Consider the following 15,329-nt stretch of genomic DNA (forward strand, 5'->3'; position numbering starts at 1 on the left):
TTGCCAGTCTTCAGGTCAAAAGGACTCACGCTTGACCGGGGTCAGTTCATAACGACCGGCACTTGCGTTTTGCCCATTCCCATTGCGCCTGGAGATACTGTGGTTGCTGATTTTGCGTGGCTCGGCGGCGAAACAGGCAGATGTAAGCGGATTATCGCTACAGCTCCGTCTCGCGCCATGGTGATGTGACGATATTTAACATAACACTTATTATGCGAGTAACGCCTGTTGGCGCCAGATTCTAATGTCCGTTTATAGCCAGATTCAAATGTCCGAGTTGGTCCGGGTAACCTGTACGGCCTTGAGCCAGCCAGGGAGCCGCCATGCGACCGGACACGATCACCATGACGATGCGTCAATTGGACCGGCTCAAGGTCCTGCAAGCCTTGGCAGACGGTCACTTGAAGACAGGCATTGCGGCGGCTCGGCTGGGACTCAGCACACGGCAAACGTTGCGCTTGCTTCGTCGGTACCAGGTCGGAGGTGCGCCGGGCTTACAGAATCGCCGGCAAGGCGCTCCGGGTCATCGCCAGTTGCCGCCCGGGCTGGAGTCCCGCGTGCGTGGCCTGATCCGCGACACCTACGCCGACTTCGGCCCGACCCTGGCGGCTGAGAAGCTCAGAGAACGCCATGGTATCGACCTGGCCACGGAGACGGTGCGCCGGATCATGATCGACGCCGGTTTCTGGGTGCCGCGCAAGTTGCGCCCGCCCAAGGTGCACCAGCCGCGCAACCGCCGCGCCTGCCTTGGCGAGCTGGTGCAGATCGACGGCAGCGACCACGCCTGGTTCGAGGACCGGGCGCCGGCGTGCACGCTGCTGGTCTACGTCGATGACGCGACCGGCAAGCTGATGCAGCTGCGATTCGTGCCGAGCGAATCGACGCCGGCGTACTTCAGCGCCACGCGTGACTATATCGAGCGCCACGGCAAGCCGATGGCGTTCTATTCCGACAAGTTCAGTGTCTTCCGGGTCAATGCCCGGGACAGCGCCGAAGGCCGCGGCTACACCCAGTTCGGGCGCGCGCTGTTCGAGCTGAACATCGACATCCTGTGCGCCAATTCGAGCCCGGCCAAGGGCCGTGTCGAGCGGATGAACGGCACGTTGCAGGACCGGCTGGTCAAGGAACTGCGCTTGCGCGGCATCAGCACCATGGCCGCGGCCAACGACTTTGCCGCGCATTTCATGGCCGACTTCAACGCCCGCTTTGCCAAGGTGCCCAGGCGGGACTTCGACGCCCACCGGCCGCTGCGTGGCGACGAGGACCTGGCGCGCATCTTCAGCTGGCGCGAGTGGCGCAAGGTGTCACACAGCCTCACGCTGCAGTACGACAAGGTGCTGTACCTGCTCGAGGACCGACCCGAACACCGGCGCCTGATCCACCGCTATCTCGAGGTCGCCGAGTACCCGGACGGCAGGGTTGAGTTGTGGGCCGACGGCGCGTCCCTGCCCTACACCACCTATGACCGGCTCGGCGAGCTCGACCAGGGCGCGATCGTCGACAACAAGCGGCTGGGGCACGTGCTGGCCATCACGGCGCAGGTGCAGGCGCAGCGCGACAGTCGCCAGCAGGCGGGGCCGTCGCGCACGCTGCAAGGCGAACCGGCCCGGCCCCATCGCGCGCCGCTGAACGTCAAGCGGCAGCGTCTGATCAACCGGCTCGATCTCGAGCGCGCGATGGCGGCGGCACCGCTGCAGCGGAACGCGGACATTTTAACTTTGCCTACCGTGAATCCACCGCCCCACCCTGGGCCAGACTCGGTCACGTCAGGCCAGCACCACCGCCCTACCATCCCCCCACAAAAGCATCCAACCCCGCACAAAAAGCACGCCCGCACCGACATTTGAATTTAGCGGAGGGGGCGACCTTTCAAAACCCACTGGACAACGCCTGTTGGCCCCAAATAGTAATGTCGCATTTGAGCCAAATAGAAATGTCGTACCCCCTTGCCAAGGCTGGCATGCTGGCGGTTTTCCGTCTGTCCGAGACCGGAGGCCGCGATGCCCAAGCCCGAGACCATCACGATGACGATGCGCGAACTCGATCGGCTCAAGGTGATTCAGGCCGTGGTCGACCATGGCCTGGCGGTCTGGCGCGCGGCCGAGAAACTAGGCTTGTCCCGGCGCCAGGTGGAACGGCTGGTGTTGCGCTACCGCGAGGATGGCCCCAGCGGCCTGGGCTCACGCAAGCGTGGCCGTGACAGCAATCGCCAGTTGCCGCCCGGGCTGGAGTCCCGCGTGCGTGGCCTGATCCGCGACACCTACGCCGACTTCGGCCCGACCCTGGCCTGCGAGTGCGCCTCTCTTCCGCGCCCCAGGATGAGCTTTGGTGCCAGACCGCCGCTTCTGGGCCAATGGCGCGGCATGCACTAGAGTGATGTCATGTGGACCTCGGACGGGGGCGACATGACATCACGCAGAGCGTTTCTCAAGCGCGGAGCCGGACTGCTGGCCGCCGCCACTGGGCCATTGCTGCCGGCACCGCTTTTCGCGGCGATCGCAGACATGCCGCCCGAACTGCCTGAAGGCGCGCGGGAATCAGCGGTGCTGGACGCGCTGCCGGGCAAGCTGCCGCTCATCAAGCGGACTTACCGGCCACCGAACTACGAAACGCCACTGGCATATTTCGGTGAGGCCTTCACCCCCAACAATGCATTCTTCGTGCGCTATCACCTCGCTTCCATTCCCGAGGTGAACGAGGCCGACTGGCGGCTGCGAATTGGCGGAGAAGCCGCCACAAGTCCGTTCGAGCTGACGCTTTCCCAACTGAAGAAGGACTTCGAACCGTTCGAGGTGGCGGCGGTTTGCCAGTGCTCTGGCAACCGGCGGGGCCTGTTCCTGCCCCACGTGCCTGGCGTGGAATGGGGGCCAGGCGCGATGGGCAATGCAAAATGGCGCGGCGCAAGGCTCAGGGACGTACTGGCCAGGGCCGGGATCGGCAAGGACGCCGTGGAGATTGCCTTCGACGGCGCCGACCGGCCCGTGATGGCGCAGACGCCGGACTTCGTCAAGAGCATACCGGCATGGAAGGCGATGGAGGAAAGCGCCCTGATCGCCTGGGAAATGAATGGCGCCCCGCTGCCGCACTGGAACGGCTACCCTGCGCGCATCGTCGTGCCCGGGTGGACCGCGACGTACTGGGTCAAGCACATCGTCTCGATCAGTGCGCTGGCCAAGCCGTTGTCCGGCTTCTGGATGAACCCCGCCTATCGCATCCCCAAGGGCAAGTTTCCGCAGGTCGACCGCTTTGTCAGCCAGGAAACCGACGTCAACATGCCGATCACCGAGATGGTGGTGAACTCGCTGCTGACGAATCCGCTGCCGGGCCAGCGCATACGGCGCGGCACGGTGCTGGAGGTGAAGGGGATCGCCTGGGACGGCGGTTACGGCATCCAGCGCGTGGAAGTCTCGATCGACGGCGGGCGAACCTGGCAAGCAAGCGAGCTCGGGACGGAGCACGGGCGCTACGCCTTCCGGCTCTTCAGCCTGCGGTTCACGCCCGGCAAGAGCGGCAAGCTTGCCGTCATGGCCAGGGCCAGCAACCGCGCCGGCGCCACCCAGACGTTCGAGCTGATCCACAATCCCGCAGGCTATCACCACAATGTGGTGCAGCGGGTCGAAGTCGAGATCGTGTGAGGGAGATGCCATGAAAGCCATGCTGCTCAGCCTCATCCTGTTGACGGGCAGTGCGCTGGCCGATGAGGCGAGCATCAGGCTCAAGGACGGTGCCGGCAAGGACAAGGTCATGGCCAACTGCATCAGCTGCCATAGCATCGACTACATCCCGATGAACTCGGTCTTCCTCGATCGCAGCGGCTGGACCGCCACGGTGAACAAGATGGTGAAGGCGTTCGGCGCCCCCATCAAGGACGAAGACATCCCTCAGATCGTGGACTACCTCAGCCGGTACTATGGCAAGGGATGAGGCGGGCGAAGGCGGTCAGGAGGCGAAACGCGGCACCCATTGCGGTGGCGGCACTCAGGGCCTTCCGGCTTCCCGCCTGACGCGCAAGTGGTCAGCTTACTTGTCGACGTAGTTACTTGTCGCCGTAGTGGTAGCGGCAGCTGACAATGCGCATCGTTTCATCATCCGCCGCATAGACCAGGCGGTTCGTGTCGTCGATACGGCGCGACCAGAAGCCCGACTTTCCATCCAACCGTCGTACCGCTCCTGTACGATCGCCAGCACGCCACCCTGAGGTAGGCTCGATACAATATCGAAGTTCGTTATGCAACGGCCGTCAGGCACTGGGGGCTTTGCGCCCACGGCTCGCGGAACTGGTCGATGAAACCTTAACCGAGAAAGCCGCCGATGCCCCCCAACCCCGCCCAGGACACAAACCGCGCCGCTGCGGCAGCAACACGTGGCACGGTTCCAGAGGTTCTGCGGGCGTTCCTGAAACTTGGCCTGACTTCGTTCGGCGGCCCGATCGCGCACCTGGGTTACTTCCGCACCGAATTCGTGGAGCGCCGCCGCTGGCTGGACGACAAGAGCTACTCGGACCTGGTCGCGCTATGTCAATTCCTGCCTGGGCCTGCCAGCAGCCAGGTTGGCATGGCGCTGGGGCTGCAGCGGGCGGGCTGGCTTGGCGCACTGGCCGCCTGGGCGGGCTTTACCCTGCCCTCTGCGATTGCACTTGTCCTGTTTGCCTTTGGCGTTGCGCGGTGGTCAGGCGTTGCGGATTCCGGGGCAGTCCACGGCCTGAAGGTGGCGGCCGTGGCGGTTGTTGCACAGGCGGTATGGGGCATGGCCAGGTCGCTGTGTCCGGACCGGCTGCGCGCGGGCATCGCAGTCGTGGCCGCGCTTCTGGTCCTCGCGGTGCCAAGTGCGGTGGGCCAGGTTGCTGCCATTGTGCTGGGTGGCCTGGTTGCGCGCTGGACCTTGCGGTTGAACCATCTGCCTCCTGCCCAGCATCTCAACTACGGTGTGAGTCGCCGGGTGGGCGTTTTGCTTCTCGCGCTGTTCGGCGTGATGCTGGTGCTGCTCCCGGCCCTTGCTGCAATGACCGGGTCCACGGCGGTTTCGGCCGTGTCGGTCTTCTACCAGGCCGGAGCGCTGGTTTTCGGGGGTGGGCATGTCGTGCTGCCGCTGCTGCAGGCTGGCGTGGTGCCCCCTGGCTGGGTCGGCAATGATGCATTCCTGGCGGGCTACGGCGCAGCACAAGCTGTTCCGGGCCCCCTGTTCACCTTTGCCGCATACCTCGGGGCGCTCTCCCCCGCGCCACTGGGTGGATGGGTGGGCGCGCTGATACTGCTTCTCGCGATCTTTGCGCCGGCGTTTCTGCTGGTGGCCGGCGCATTGCCGTTCTGGGAAAGCCTGCGCCAGCGCGATGGGGTGCAGAGCGCGATGGGTGGCATCAACGCCTCTGTCGTTGGTGTCTTGGCCGCCGCGCTGTACGACCCCGTGTGGACCAGCGCGATTCACTCGAAGGCGGATTTCGGCTTGGCGCTGGCGGCCTTCGGCCTGCTTGTCTACGGCCGCGTGTCCCCCGTGCTGGTGGTGGCCGGCGCGGCGCTGGGCGGATGGATCCTGGCGCTCTAGCCTGGCATCCGCGAACCCGGCTCACCAGGCTCAGCTCACGGCACGCTCACCAACACCGCCGTAGCCGGATCCGCCGCTGCGTCGCCCTCCATGACGATCAGTTTCGCTGGGGTGGCGCTCTTTGGCGAAAGCGTCGTCACGACTTCGCGCAGCGGGCCAATGGCGGTGCCGTTGGCCATGCCGGCGGCATTGGTGCGGAAGCTTGCCACGGGCGTGGCCTGTCCTGCGACATAGACGCTGTAGGTGGTTTGCGGCTTCAGCTTGAACAGGGATACCTCCAACGCGTCGACAACACCGAGATTGCGCGCAACCACAAAGCCCTTGGCATCGCCATTGACCGGTCTGAGGGTGATGTTGACCGGATCGCTGTTCGCTCTCTGCACAAGGTTTGCGGTCCCGTCGCCGCCTGGCACGGCGCTGGAGACGTATACCAGTGCCTGCGGTGCCTGGCCCACTGGCACGCGGGTCATGACCTGGTTCGTTGCGGTGTCGATCACGTCGACGGCGTCGCCGTTTTCCAGGCCGACATAGATGCGTGAACTGTCGTCGGCAGCCCAGATGCCGTGCGGCAGCGCGCCGACCGGAATGGTCGCTGCCAGCCGCGGTTCGGCCTCGGTGGTGAATACCTTGACCACGTTTTCGCCGCCCACCGTCACATAGGCGAACGTGCCACGCGCAGTCCTGGCAAAGGCAAGGTGATTGGTGATGAAGCCGGTGTCGAAGACGCCCTTCACTTCCAGTTTTTCGGTGTCGATGCGGGTAACCTTGCCCACGTCCTTGTGCGTCATCCACACCTCGCGGAAGTCCGGCGTGAATTGCAGGAACGGTGAAAACGGGCTGGTGACATTGAGCCGCTTGACCACCTTGTGTGTCCTGACATCGATGACATCCACCACGGGGTTGAAGCTCGATACCACGAAGGCGAGCTTGCCGGCAGGATGAAACAGCACCATGCCCGGCCCTGCCGTGGTCTGGATGCGGCGGGTTTCCCGGAACGTCACCGGGTTGATGACGGAGATATAGTCTTCGCCGCGCACGACAACCCACACCTCTTTTCCATCCGCGGTAAAGAAGCCCTCATGCGGTGAGCGGCCGATATAGGCAATGCCCTTGACCTTGTTGGTTGCGGTATCGATGAACGCGACGGAATTCGAGCCGTTCGAGATCGCGATCAGGGTCCGATGGTCAGGCGAGAAGCCAAGGCCGTGGACATTGAGCTCGCCCTTGTATAGCGGCGACAGCACGTCCGGCCGCGCGTTGCCAAGGCGGATCTGCCCAAGCAAGGTGTTGCTCACCGGATTGATCACTGAAACGGTGTTGCTGTTCTGGTCAGCGGTATAAATGCGATCCTGTGGCTGCGGCGCGGCGACTGCGAGAGGCGCGGCCAAGGCAAGGATAAGGGCATGTCTTTTCATGATTCGGTTCCGATGCGGGCGGTGGATGTCCGCCGGTTAGCGAGGATTGGCGGCGCCAGGTGCCCTGGCCTGGCTGCGCTGGAGCCAGGCTTGCATGAGGCGGATTTCGTTTTGCTGCTCGGTAATGATGGCCTGGGCAAGATTGCGCAGCTCCGGGTCCTTGCCATACAGCAGCAGCGCCTTGGCCATGTCGATCGCGCCCTGGTGGTGCGGGATCATCATGGTGACAAAGTCGTGGTCGGGGATGCCGTTCATGGCTGCTTGCGCCATGCCGTGATCCATCACGGCCATGGCGTCACCCATCAGGCCGGAGAACGGTTTTGCGGTGCTGGCGACGAAGGGCGGCGGTGCCTGCCCCAGGGTGGTTTGGTGATGCCGGTGGGCGTCCTGGGCTGGCGCGGCAAAGCTTGCTGCCCATAAGAACAGCGCCGGCACCATGCGTGCCGCAGTGCCGACGCCGTTGCGTGCGGTTCTCCATTGCATTGCAGGGTCTCCTGTTTTCCGGGCCTGGCGTTCGCCGGCGGCCGGGGGATTACCTGCGTATACACGCGGGGCGCGTGAACTATTCCATGGAGAACCGGATATTTTTGCGCGCTAGCCGTTGGGGTACGCCGCCGCGATAGCCATGGCGCGCAGCCTCTGCACCTGGGCGGACATATCGTGCAGCAGGTAGAGGTCGCGCCGACGCGTCCAGGACTGGCCCGATTGCGCGTCGTATTCGCCAGGCATTTCCACACCTTCCGGGGCAAAGGCATTCATGCCGCGGTCCCGCGAGGTCAGCACGCAGCGCTTGACGTGGTCACGGAAGCCGATGACCCCCACTACCCCCATGGCGGCGGCATTGTTCTGTTCGAGTTCCACCACCTTAGCAGCAACGCCATCGGTGCTCAGGTAGGTGATGCTGCCATCCGGATTGGTCACCGGCTCGATCGATACCATATCGGTCAGGCCGTACTTGGACTTCAGGAAGCGCGCAATCTCCCACTGCGCATAGACCTTTACCGGGTGCTGCTGATAGATGGCATGGACGGTGTCGGCGAGCTTTTCATTGACGGGGCCCGGGTCCGGCAGTGCGGCCTGGTTGCCGCCATTGGTAGGCGTGTTGCCGCTTTGCGCGTTCGGCCGGTTGCCGAACCCATACGCCACAATGCGGTTCAGCCTGGATACCGCGATGGTCGGAGGCTGCCAGGTGAGCGCAAAGTCCAGCACCTGGGGCGAGATCTGCTCCGCAGCTGCGGTGTCTTTAAGCTGAACGGCCAGGCGCGCGTTCATCTGCCGTTGCAGTTCCGCATCGGAGATCGCGGCAGGTGCGTCGGCGGCATTGCCGTCCCCGCAGGCGCTCAGGATGGTGGTGGCGATCGGGGCCGCAATGGCCGCGGAGGTTGATGCAAGGAAACGGCGGCGTTCAAGCATGAGTGGACTTCATCGGATAGGAATCAGGGCGACGATGCCTTGCCAGATCAACCGGCAAGCGCGGACCAGGCAGCTTGCCTGGGTATCGTGTCGCCTTGATGAAAGGCGTGCCCTCCCCTTACCGGCTGCCGGGCCCTGCCGGCACACCGTCCAGCACCGCCAGTATCCGAAACGCTGCCTTTACCCGCTCCGGCACCGGGAAGTTCTTGTTCGCCAGCATCACGATGCCAATTCGCTTCGCCGGCACAAAGACCACGTAGGCGCCAAAGCCATTGGTCGAGCCGGTCTTGTTGACCAGCACATCGGCGGGCGATGCCAGCGGCGGCTCCAGCCGGCTCACCGGGTTCGCCTCGAGCACGACCTGCGGTGAACTGCCGGCCAGCACGCTGTCGACCCGGGTGGGCCAGGCGTACATTTCCCAGCCCAGCCCCTGCACCATGTCGCCAACCTTGAAGTACCCGGTGTGCGTCCCGGCAATGGCACGCCGCAGCTTGTCGTCCAGGCCGGCGCTGTCGATGTTGGCTTCGACAAAGCGGATCATGTCGGCCGCCGTGGTTTTCACGCCGTAGGCTTCGGCGTCCAGCACGCCGGGCGTCACGCGGACCGGCTTGCCGTCTTTCGAATAGCCATAGGCGTAGTCGCCCATGCGCGCTTTCGGCACCCTGATGTAGGTGTGGGCCAGGCCCAGCGCCGGGAACAGCGTCTTCTCCATCAGGTCATCGAAGGGCTGGCCCATGCTGCTGGCAGCCAGATAGCCGAACAAGCCGATGCTGGGATTCGAATACTGGCGATGGGTGCCGGCGGCATATCTGGGGCGCCAGCCGCGGAAATAGTCGACCATCGTCCTGGTATCGGTGACCGCATCCGGAAACTGCAGCGGCAGGCCGCCGGCTGCATAGGTGCCAAGATCAAGCAGGCTGGTCGCGCCCAGGCTGCTTCCCGCAAGCGCCGGCAGGTATTTCCCGGCAGGGTCCGCCAGAGACAAGGTGCCGCGGGCCTGTCCATAGGACGCGAGCGTCGCGGTGAAGGTCTTGCTGACCGAGCCGATCTCGAAGAGCGTGTCGCCGTCGACCTTGCGCCCGCCCTCCTTCGTCGCGACGCCGTAGTTGAAGACATAGCGCTTGCCGCCGGCCGTGACGGCAACGGCCATGCCGGGGACGCCGTGCGCCGCCATCAGGGGGCGGATGGCATCGTTCACGGCGCGTTCTATCTGGCGCTGGCCGACACTGTCGGCGGCACTGGCATTGGCCGCGAAGAGGCTGCAAGCCATGGCGATGGCGGCGATGCGGGCAACAGGAATCCGTTTCATATCCGACGTTTTGCGATCATGCTGGAGGGCGGCGCCGGTCCATGGCGGCACGGGCGCGCAACTGGAGCGGCTGCAAAGGGATAAAGCTTAACAGCCGCAGCCGCAGCCGGAGCCGGAGCATGTGGAGTCGCACCGGTTCGCCCCGCCAGGCCTGCAGGGCGAACCGGGGGATATCAGAGCGAGGACGGCGCAGGCTTGTCCGTGTCGATGCCGTAGCGCGCGATCGCCTCGGCCACCACCGACGCCGGCATCGTGCCCTGCGCCGCAAGCGCGCGCAGCGCCGCCACGCAGACATAGGCGCGATCGACCTCGAAGAAGCGGCGCAGCGACGGCCGGTTGTCGCTGCGGCCATAGCCGTCGGTGCCCAGCACCGTGAAGGGGGCCGACACATACGGCGCAATCAGCTGCGGATAGGCGCGCACGTAGTCGGTGGCCGCCACCACCGGGGTGTCACCGGCCAGCAGCGCTTCCACATGGCTGGGGGCGATGTTGTCCTGCGGGTGGTGCAGGCGCTGGCGCGCGGTCTCGCGCGCCTCGCGCTCCAGCTCGGAGAAGCTGGTGACGCTGAACACCTCGCTGTCGACCTGCCAGTCCTCGGCCAGCATCCGCGCCGCGGCCTCTACCTCGCGCAGGATGGTGCCGCTGCCGAGCAGCCGCACCCGGGCGCGCCCGCCCCCTTCCACCTGCGCAAGCCGGTACATGCCGCGCACGATGTCGCGCTCCACGCCGGCCGGCATCGACGGCTGGGCGTAGTTCTCGTTCATCACGGTCAGGTAATAGAACACGTCCTCCTGGCGCTCCATCATCGCGCGCATGCCCTCGTCGACGATCACCGCCAGTTCGTAGGCATAGGCTGGGTCATAGGCGCGGCAGTTCGGGATGGTGGCGGCAATGATGTGGCTGGTGCCGTCCTGATGCTGCAGCCCTTCGCCGGAGAGCGTGGTGCGGCCGGCCGTGGCGCCCACCAGGAAGCCGCGCGCACGCTGGTCGCCGGCGGCCCAGATCAGGTCGCCGATGCGCTGGAAGCCGAACATCGAGTAGTAGATATAGAGCGGCAGCATGGCCGTGCCATGGGTGCTGTAGGCAGTGCCCGCGGCAATCCACGACGACATCGCACCGGCCTCGGTGATGCCCTCTTCGAGGATCTGGCCGCGGATGTCCTCGCGGTAGTACAGCATCGAGCCGGCGTCCTCGGGCTCATACAGCTGGCCCTGCGATGAATAGATGCCGACCTGGCGGAACAGGCTGGCCATGCCGAAGGTGCGCGCCTCGTCGGCGACGATGGGCACCACGCGCGGGCCGAGCGTCTTGTCCTTGAGCAGGCCGGTCAGCATGCGCACCATCGCCATGGTGGTCGACATTTCCTTCTGGCCGGCGTCCACGGCGAACTGCCCATATTGCGCCAGCGGCGGCACCGGCACGGCGCCGGCCTGGCGCCGGCGCGCCGGCAGGTAGCCGCCCAGGGCCTGGCGGCGGTCGCGCAGGTAGCGCAGCTCAGCGCTGTCCTCCGCAGGGCGGTAGAAGCGCATCGATTCCAGGTCTTCGTCGGACAGGTCCAGGCCGAAGCGGCTGCGGAACGCCTTCAGCGCCTCAAGATCCAGCTTCTTCTGCTGGTGCGTGGTGTTCTGCGCCTGGCCGGCATTGCCCATGCCATAGCCCTTGATGGTCTTGGCCAGGATCACCGTGGGCTGGCCCTTGTGCGCGCGTGCCGCGGCAAAGGCCGCATGGAGCTTGCGCAGGTCATGCCCGCCGCGGTTCAGCGCCGCCACCTCATCGGGTGTCATATGGGCGACCAGCGCCTTCAGCGCTTCGTTCTGGCCGAAGAAATGCTCGCGCCCGTAGTGGCCGTCCTTGGCCTTGTAGGTCTGGAACTGGCCGTCCATGGTCGAGGCGAAGGCGCGCAGCAACGCGCCGGAGTGATCGCGCGCGAAGATCGGGTCCCAGGCGCTGCCCCACAGCACCTTGATCACGTTCCAGCCGGCGCCGCGGAACAGCGCCTCCAGCTCCTGCACGATCTGGCCGTTGCCGCGCACCGGCCCGTCCAGGCGCTGCAGGTTGCAGTTGATGACAAAGGTCAGGTTGTCGAGCTTCTCGCGCGCCGCCAGCGGCAGCGCGGCGATCGATTCGGGTTCGTCCATCTCGCCGTCGCCGAACACGCCCCACACGTGCCGGCCCGAAGTGGCCTGCAGGCCCCGGTGCTCCAGGTAGCGCATGAAGCGCGCCTGGTAGACCGACTGGATCGGGCCCAGCCCCATCGAACCGGTGGGGAATTGCCAGAAGTCCGGCATCAGCCAGGGGTGCGGATACGAACACAGGCCCTGCCCGCCCGCCTCGCGGCGGAAGTTGTCGAGCTGGGCTTCGGACAAGCGCCCTTCCAGGAAGGCGCGCGCGTACACGCCCGGGGCCGAGTGCGGCTGGAAGTAGACCAGGTCGCCGCCGTTGCCGGCATCGGCGCCCTGGAAGAAGTGGTTGAAGCCGACCTCGAACAGGTCCGCCGCCGAGGCATAGCTGGAGATGTGCCCGCCCAGCTCACCGTAGGCCTGGTTGGCGCGCACCACCATGGCAAGGGCATTCCAGCGCACGATGCCGGTGATGCGCGCTTCCATCGCCAGATCGCCCGGATAAGGCGGCTGGCGCTCGACCGGGATGGTGTTCAGGTAAGGCGTGTTGCTTTGCGCCGTGGTCGACACACCCAGCGCGGGCGCGGCATCGAGCAGCCGGCTGAGCAGGAAGCGCGCGCGCTCCTGCCCGCATTGCGCCACCACCGCCTCCAGCGCGTCCAGCCATTCGCGCGTCTCCTGCGGATCGTCGTCGCCCTCGGGCATGGCCTGGGCGAGCAGGCGGGCGTGCGGGGAGGCAAGGTCGGTCATGGGGAAGTCTCCAATGGGTTTTGCCCCATTCTATGGAGTGCCCTCCCGCATGAGGTGCTGAAGTTGACTGCCCGCTCGGAAGATGGCAGCACAATCCACTGCTGCTCACGATCAAAACCACTCAAAAATGCTGAAGCGCGGCATATCCCACGCCGGGCGGCGCCTTGCCCGGCTAGCGCGGATTGCGCAGCGGCAACGCTGTGTCGTACATCACTTGCTTGAGTGCGAAGCTGCTGCGGATGTTGGCGACGCCGGGGATGCGCGTGATCTCGTCGACGATCAGCCGCTCCACGGCCTGGACGTCGGCCACCACGGCGCGGATCAGGTAGTCCGCGTCGCCCGTCATCAGGTAGCACTCCATCACGTTGGGCAGCGCGCGCACGGCGCGTTCGAAGGCATCCAGCCCCTCGCGCGCCTGCCGTTCCAGCGACACGTGGATAAAGACGTTGACGTTGAGGCCAAGCTTCTGCGGATCGAGCAGCGTCACGCGCTGCCGGATGATCCCGCGCTGCTCCAGCGCGCGCACGCGCGCCAGGCAGGGCGACGGCGAGAGGTTGACGCGCGCGGCCAGCTCGACGTTGGTCAGGCTGGCGTCGCGCTGCAACGCCTCGAGGATCCGGATATTGATTTCATCCAGTTCGGGTTCCTGCATGGGGTTCCTGTATGGCCGGCTCGATGTAAAGCGCATGGCGCCCTGCCTGCTTGCGGAAACGGGGCGCCGGGCAGGGCACTAGAATACAGGCCGCGCGACGCGGGCGGCAACCTTCCGGGCTTGCGGGGTCGCCACATGGCGCTCATGGAACCCTGCCAGCAGCCGGCATCAGGTTCCCGCGCCCTCCCCGCGTGCCTGCGCCCATGCGTCCCAGTACGGCGGACTCCCGATTGCCATGCGCACGCACTCCGCAAACGCGCGCAGCCGCGCCGACACCCGCCGACCTTCCGGGTGGGCGATATAGATGGATTCCGGCTCGGCCCGCAGGCCGACCTCGATCACTGCCAGCGCCCCCTGCCGGATGGCATCGCCGGCAATAAAGGTCGGCAACAGCGCGATGCCGACCCCCGCGATGGCGGCATCGCGCATCATGTCGCCGTTGTTGACGCGCAGCGCAACGGCCGCACGGGCGATTTCGGTGCCGTCCGGGCCTTGCAGGCGCCAGTCAGCCGCGCCGCGGTTGGCGTAGAAGATGCCACGGTGCTGCTGCAGCTCCGCCAGCGCTGCCGGCGTGCCCATCTGCGCGAGGTAATCCGGGGATGCGACCAGGAGGCGGTGGCTGGGGGCAAGCTGCCATGCCACCAGGCGCGAGCTCTCCAGCGGGCCGTGCCGCACCACGGCGTCATAACTGTCCGTGGCCGCGTCCACGCGCCGGTCGTCCAGGTCCAGGCTCAGCTCCAGTTCCGGATGCCGGGCCAGGAACGGATAGATGGCAGGGCCCAGGTGCATCCGGCCAAATGTGACCGGCGCGGAAATCCGCAACGACCCGGCCAGGGTGCCGCGCCGCTCGGCAACATCGGTTGCGGCCGCCTCTACCTCATGCAGGATGCGCGTGGCCCGTTCCAGGAAGGCGGCGCCGTCCTCGGTCAGCGACAGCCGCCGCGTGGTCCGGCGCAGCAGGTTGGCACCCATCGCCTTTTCAAGCTCGGCCAGGCGTTCGCTGACAACGGACTTGGACAAGTTGAGCCGCCTCGCGGCCTCGCTGATGGAACCTGCCTCCACCACGGCGACAAAGCTGGCGACACCTTCTAGCTTGAACATTGTTCGGCATATCCGGAAAGTTGTTCCGCGATCTTCAGTCTAGTGCGAACCACGCGGGTTGCCCATACTGGTTTCACGAGGCAGCGGGACGGTTCCTGCTGCCCTACCCGCAAAACCGGCGCTGTGGGCCAGCAAGTTGCCCCGGCGCCAGCCCGGAGATCGATCATGGGACGTTTGTCTGGAAAAGTTGCCATCATTACCGGCGCCAGTGCCGGCATTGGCCGCGCCACTGCATTGCTGTTTGCCGCCGAGGGTGCCAGGGTGGTGGTCGGCGCCCGCCGCCAGTCCGAACTGGACAGCCTGGTGGCGCAGATCCGTGACGCCGGCGGCGACGCGGTCGCGCTCGCCGGCGATGTGCGGCGCGAGGAATACGCCAGCGCGCTGGTGGCGCTGGCGGTCGAGCGCTATGGCCGCCTGGATATCGCCTTCAACAACGCCGGCACGCTCGGCGAGGGCGGGCCCAGCACCGCAGTTTCGGCTGAGGGCTGGAACGACACCCTTGCCATCAATCTCACCGGCGCATTCCTCGGCGCCAAGCACCAGGTCGCACAGATGCTGAAGGACGGCGGCGGATCGGTGATCTTCACATCGACCTTCGTTGGCTACACCGTCGCCTTTCCCGGCGTGGCCGCGTATGCGGCAAGCAAGTCCGGCCTGATTGGCCTGACCCAGGCGCTGGCGGCCGAGTATGGGCCGCAGGGCATCCGCGTCAATGCGATCCTGCCGGGTGCCGTGGACACGGACATGTATCGCACCATGAACGACACCGCGGAGTCGCAGGCGTTCATCACCAACCTGCATGCGCTCAAGCGCGTGGCGACGCCGGAAGAACTGGCGCGCTCGGTGCTGTATCTGGCATCGGACGATTCGGCTTTCGTCACCGGCACGGCGTCGCTGGTGGATGGCGGCGTCTCGATCACGCGCACCTGACCCACCGGCGCCGGCGGCCAGCACGGCTGCCGGCGCTGCCAACTGGTTTCAGCCCCCTTCCGCTCAAGTCATCGTTCTGTCATCCGCTCCGGCCAGAA

The 15,329-nt window shown here is 65.8% G+C and carries 12 protein-coding genes and 2 pseudogenes; 6 read left to right on the forward strand and 8 right to left on the reverse strand.

Annotation, left to right across the window (positions count from 1 at the left end):
* Positions 1–344 precede the first annotated feature (344 nt).
* The 4 genes and pseudogenes from RS901_RS28065 to RS901_RS28080 all read left to right on the forward strand — a co-directional run bounded on the left by RS901_RS28065 (position 345) and on the right by RS901_RS28080 (position 3,924).
* The gene (locus RS901_RS28065; protein WP_410054180.1) at positions 345–1,847 is read left to right on the forward strand and encodes an ISNCY family transposase; all 1,503 of its coding nucleotides are present in this window, start codon (positions 345–347) and stop codon (positions 1,845–1,847) included.
* A gap of 153 nt (positions 1,848–2,000) precedes the next feature.
* Positions 2,001–2,294 (forward strand): annotated as a pseudogene (locus RS901_RS28070) (helix-turn-helix domain-containing protein); the annotation flags it as partial.
* 111 nt (positions 2,295–2,405) lie between these two features.
* Positions 2,406–3,635, forward strand: coding sequence for a molybdopterin-dependent oxidoreductase (locus RS901_RS28075; protein ID WP_316153784.1), 1,230 nt, complete (start codon positions 2,406–2,408; stop codon positions 3,633–3,635).
* A gap of 10 nt (positions 3,636–3,645) precedes the next feature.
* The gene (locus tag RS901_RS28080) at positions 3,646–3,924 is read left to right on the forward strand and encodes a cytochrome c (protein WP_316153785.1); all 279 of its coding nucleotides are present in this window, start codon (positions 3,646–3,648) and stop codon (positions 3,922–3,924) included.
* 112 nt (positions 3,925–4,036) lie between these two features.
* Here the strand turns inward: RS901_RS28080 and RS901_RS28085 are convergent.
* Positions 4,037–4,144 (reverse strand): annotated as a pseudogene (locus RS901_RS28085) (type II toxin-antitoxin system YoeB family toxin); the annotation flags it as partial.
* 167 nt (positions 4,145–4,311) lie between these two features.
* Between RS901_RS28085 and chrA the strand changes: the two are divergent.
* A complete protein-coding gene (chrA, locus tag RS901_RS28090) occupies positions 4,312–5,541 on the forward strand; it encodes a chromate efflux transporter (protein WP_316153786.1) in 1,230 nt (409 codons plus the stop codon).
* Between the two features lie 35 nt (positions 5,542–5,576).
* Here chrA and RS901_RS28095 read toward each other — a convergent pair whose 3' ends face one another.
* From RS901_RS28095 to RS901_RS28125, 7 genes are all read right to left on the reverse strand, one after another.
* Positions 5,577–6,956 carry a YncE family protein gene (locus tag RS901_RS28095; RefSeq protein ID WP_316153787.1) on the reverse strand — a complete coding sequence of 460 codons (1,380 nt, stop codon included), beginning with the start codon at positions 6,954–6,956 and terminating at the stop codon, positions 5,577–5,579.
* Between the two features lie 36 nt (positions 6,957–6,992).
* A complete protein-coding gene (gene copM, locus RS901_RS28100) occupies positions 6,993–7,439 on the reverse strand; it encodes a CopM family metallochaperone (RefSeq protein WP_316153788.1) in 447 nt (148 codons plus the stop codon).
* Between the two features lie 111 nt (positions 7,440–7,550).
* Positions 7,551–8,369, reverse strand: a complete 819-nt coding sequence (locus tag RS901_RS28105) for a hypothetical protein (protein WP_316153789.1) — start codon at positions 8,367–8,369, stop codon at positions 7,551–7,553.
* A gap of 118 nt (positions 8,370–8,487) precedes the next feature.
* The gene (gene ampC, locus RS901_RS28110) at positions 8,488–9,678 is read right to left on the reverse strand and encodes a class C beta-lactamase (RefSeq protein ID WP_316153790.1); all 1,191 of its coding nucleotides are present in this window, start codon (positions 9,676–9,678) and stop codon (positions 8,488–8,490) included.
* A 173-nt stretch (positions 9,679–9,851) separates the two neighbouring features.
* Positions 9,852–12,548: an alpha-ketoglutarate dehydrogenase gene (gene mdeB / locus RS901_RS28115; RefSeq protein WP_316153791.1), complete on the reverse strand. Its 2,697-nt coding sequence runs from the start codon at positions 12,546–12,548 to the stop codon at positions 9,852–9,854.
* A 172-nt stretch (positions 12,549–12,720) separates the two neighbouring features.
* Entirely contained in the window at positions 12,721–13,200 is a 480-nt protein-coding gene (locus RS901_RS28120) for an Lrp/AsnC family transcriptional regulator (RefSeq protein ID WP_010809356.1), read from the reverse strand.
* 168 nt (positions 13,201–13,368) lie between these two features.
* The gene (locus RS901_RS28125) at positions 13,369–14,301 is read right to left on the reverse strand and encodes a LysR family transcriptional regulator (RefSeq protein WP_316153792.1); all 933 of its coding nucleotides are present in this window, start codon (positions 14,299–14,301) and stop codon (positions 13,369–13,371) included.
* 165 nt (positions 14,302–14,466) lie between these two features.
* On the opposite strand from RS901_RS28125, the gene RS901_RS28130 reads away from it, so the two are divergent.
* Complete coding sequence (locus RS901_RS28130) at positions 14,467–15,231, forward strand: SDR family oxidoreductase (RefSeq protein WP_316153793.1); 765 nt, start codon at positions 14,467–14,469, stop codon at positions 15,229–15,231.
* The last annotated feature ends 98 nt before the right edge of the window (positions 15,232–15,329 follow it).

Origin of the sequence: Cupriavidus sp. BIC8F, from assembly GCF_032465815.1 — a bacterium.
Lineage (GTDB): Bacteria > Pseudomonadota > Gammaproteobacteria > Burkholderiales > Burkholderiaceae > Cupriavidus > Cupriavidus necator.

Bases quoted from the DNA above. Each gene is read 5' to 3' on its own strand.
- RS901_RS28065 (WP_410054180.1), top strand. From the start codon at position 345: ATGACGATGCGTCAATTGGACCGGCTCAAGGTCCTGCAAGCCTTGGCA.
- RS901_RS28075 (WP_316153784.1), top strand. From the start codon at position 2,406: ATGACATCACGCAGAGCGTTTCTCAAGCGCGGAGCCGGACTGCTGGCC.
- RS901_RS28080 (WP_316153785.1), top strand. From the start codon at position 3,646: ATGAAAGCCATGCTGCTCAGCCTCATCCTGTTGACGGGCAGTGCGCTG.
- chrA (WP_316153786.1), top strand. From the start codon at position 4,312: ATGCCCCCCAACCCCGCCCAGGACACAAACCGCGCCGCTGCGGCAGCA.
- RS901_RS28095 (WP_316153787.1), bottom strand. From the start codon at position 6,956: ATGAAAAGACATGCCCTTATCCTTGCCTTGGCCGCGCCTCTCGCAGTC.
- copM (WP_316153788.1), bottom strand. From the start codon at position 7,439: ATGCAATGGAGAACCGCACGCAACGGCGTCGGCACTGCGGCACGCATG.
- RS901_RS28105 (WP_316153789.1), bottom strand. From the start codon at position 8,369: ATGCTTGAACGCCGCCGTTTCCTTGCATCAACCTCCGCGGCCATTGCG.
- ampC (WP_316153790.1), bottom strand. From the start codon at position 9,678: ATGAAACGGATTCCTGTTGCCCGCATCGCCGCCATCGCCATGGCTTGC.
- mdeB (WP_316153791.1), bottom strand. From the start codon at position 12,548: ATGACCGACCTTGCCTCCCCGCACGCCCGCCTGCTCGCCCAGGCCATG.
- RS901_RS28120 (WP_010809356.1), bottom strand. From the start codon at position 13,200: ATGCAGGAACCCGAACTGGATGAAATCAATATCCGGATCCTCGAGGCG.
- RS901_RS28125 (WP_316153792.1), bottom strand. From the start codon at position 14,301: ATGTTCAAGCTAGAAGGTGTCGCCAGCTTTGTCGCCGTGGTGGAGGCA.
- RS901_RS28130 (WP_316153793.1), top strand. From the start codon at position 14,467: ATGGGACGTTTGTCTGGAAAAGTTGCCATCATTACCGGCGCCAGTGCC.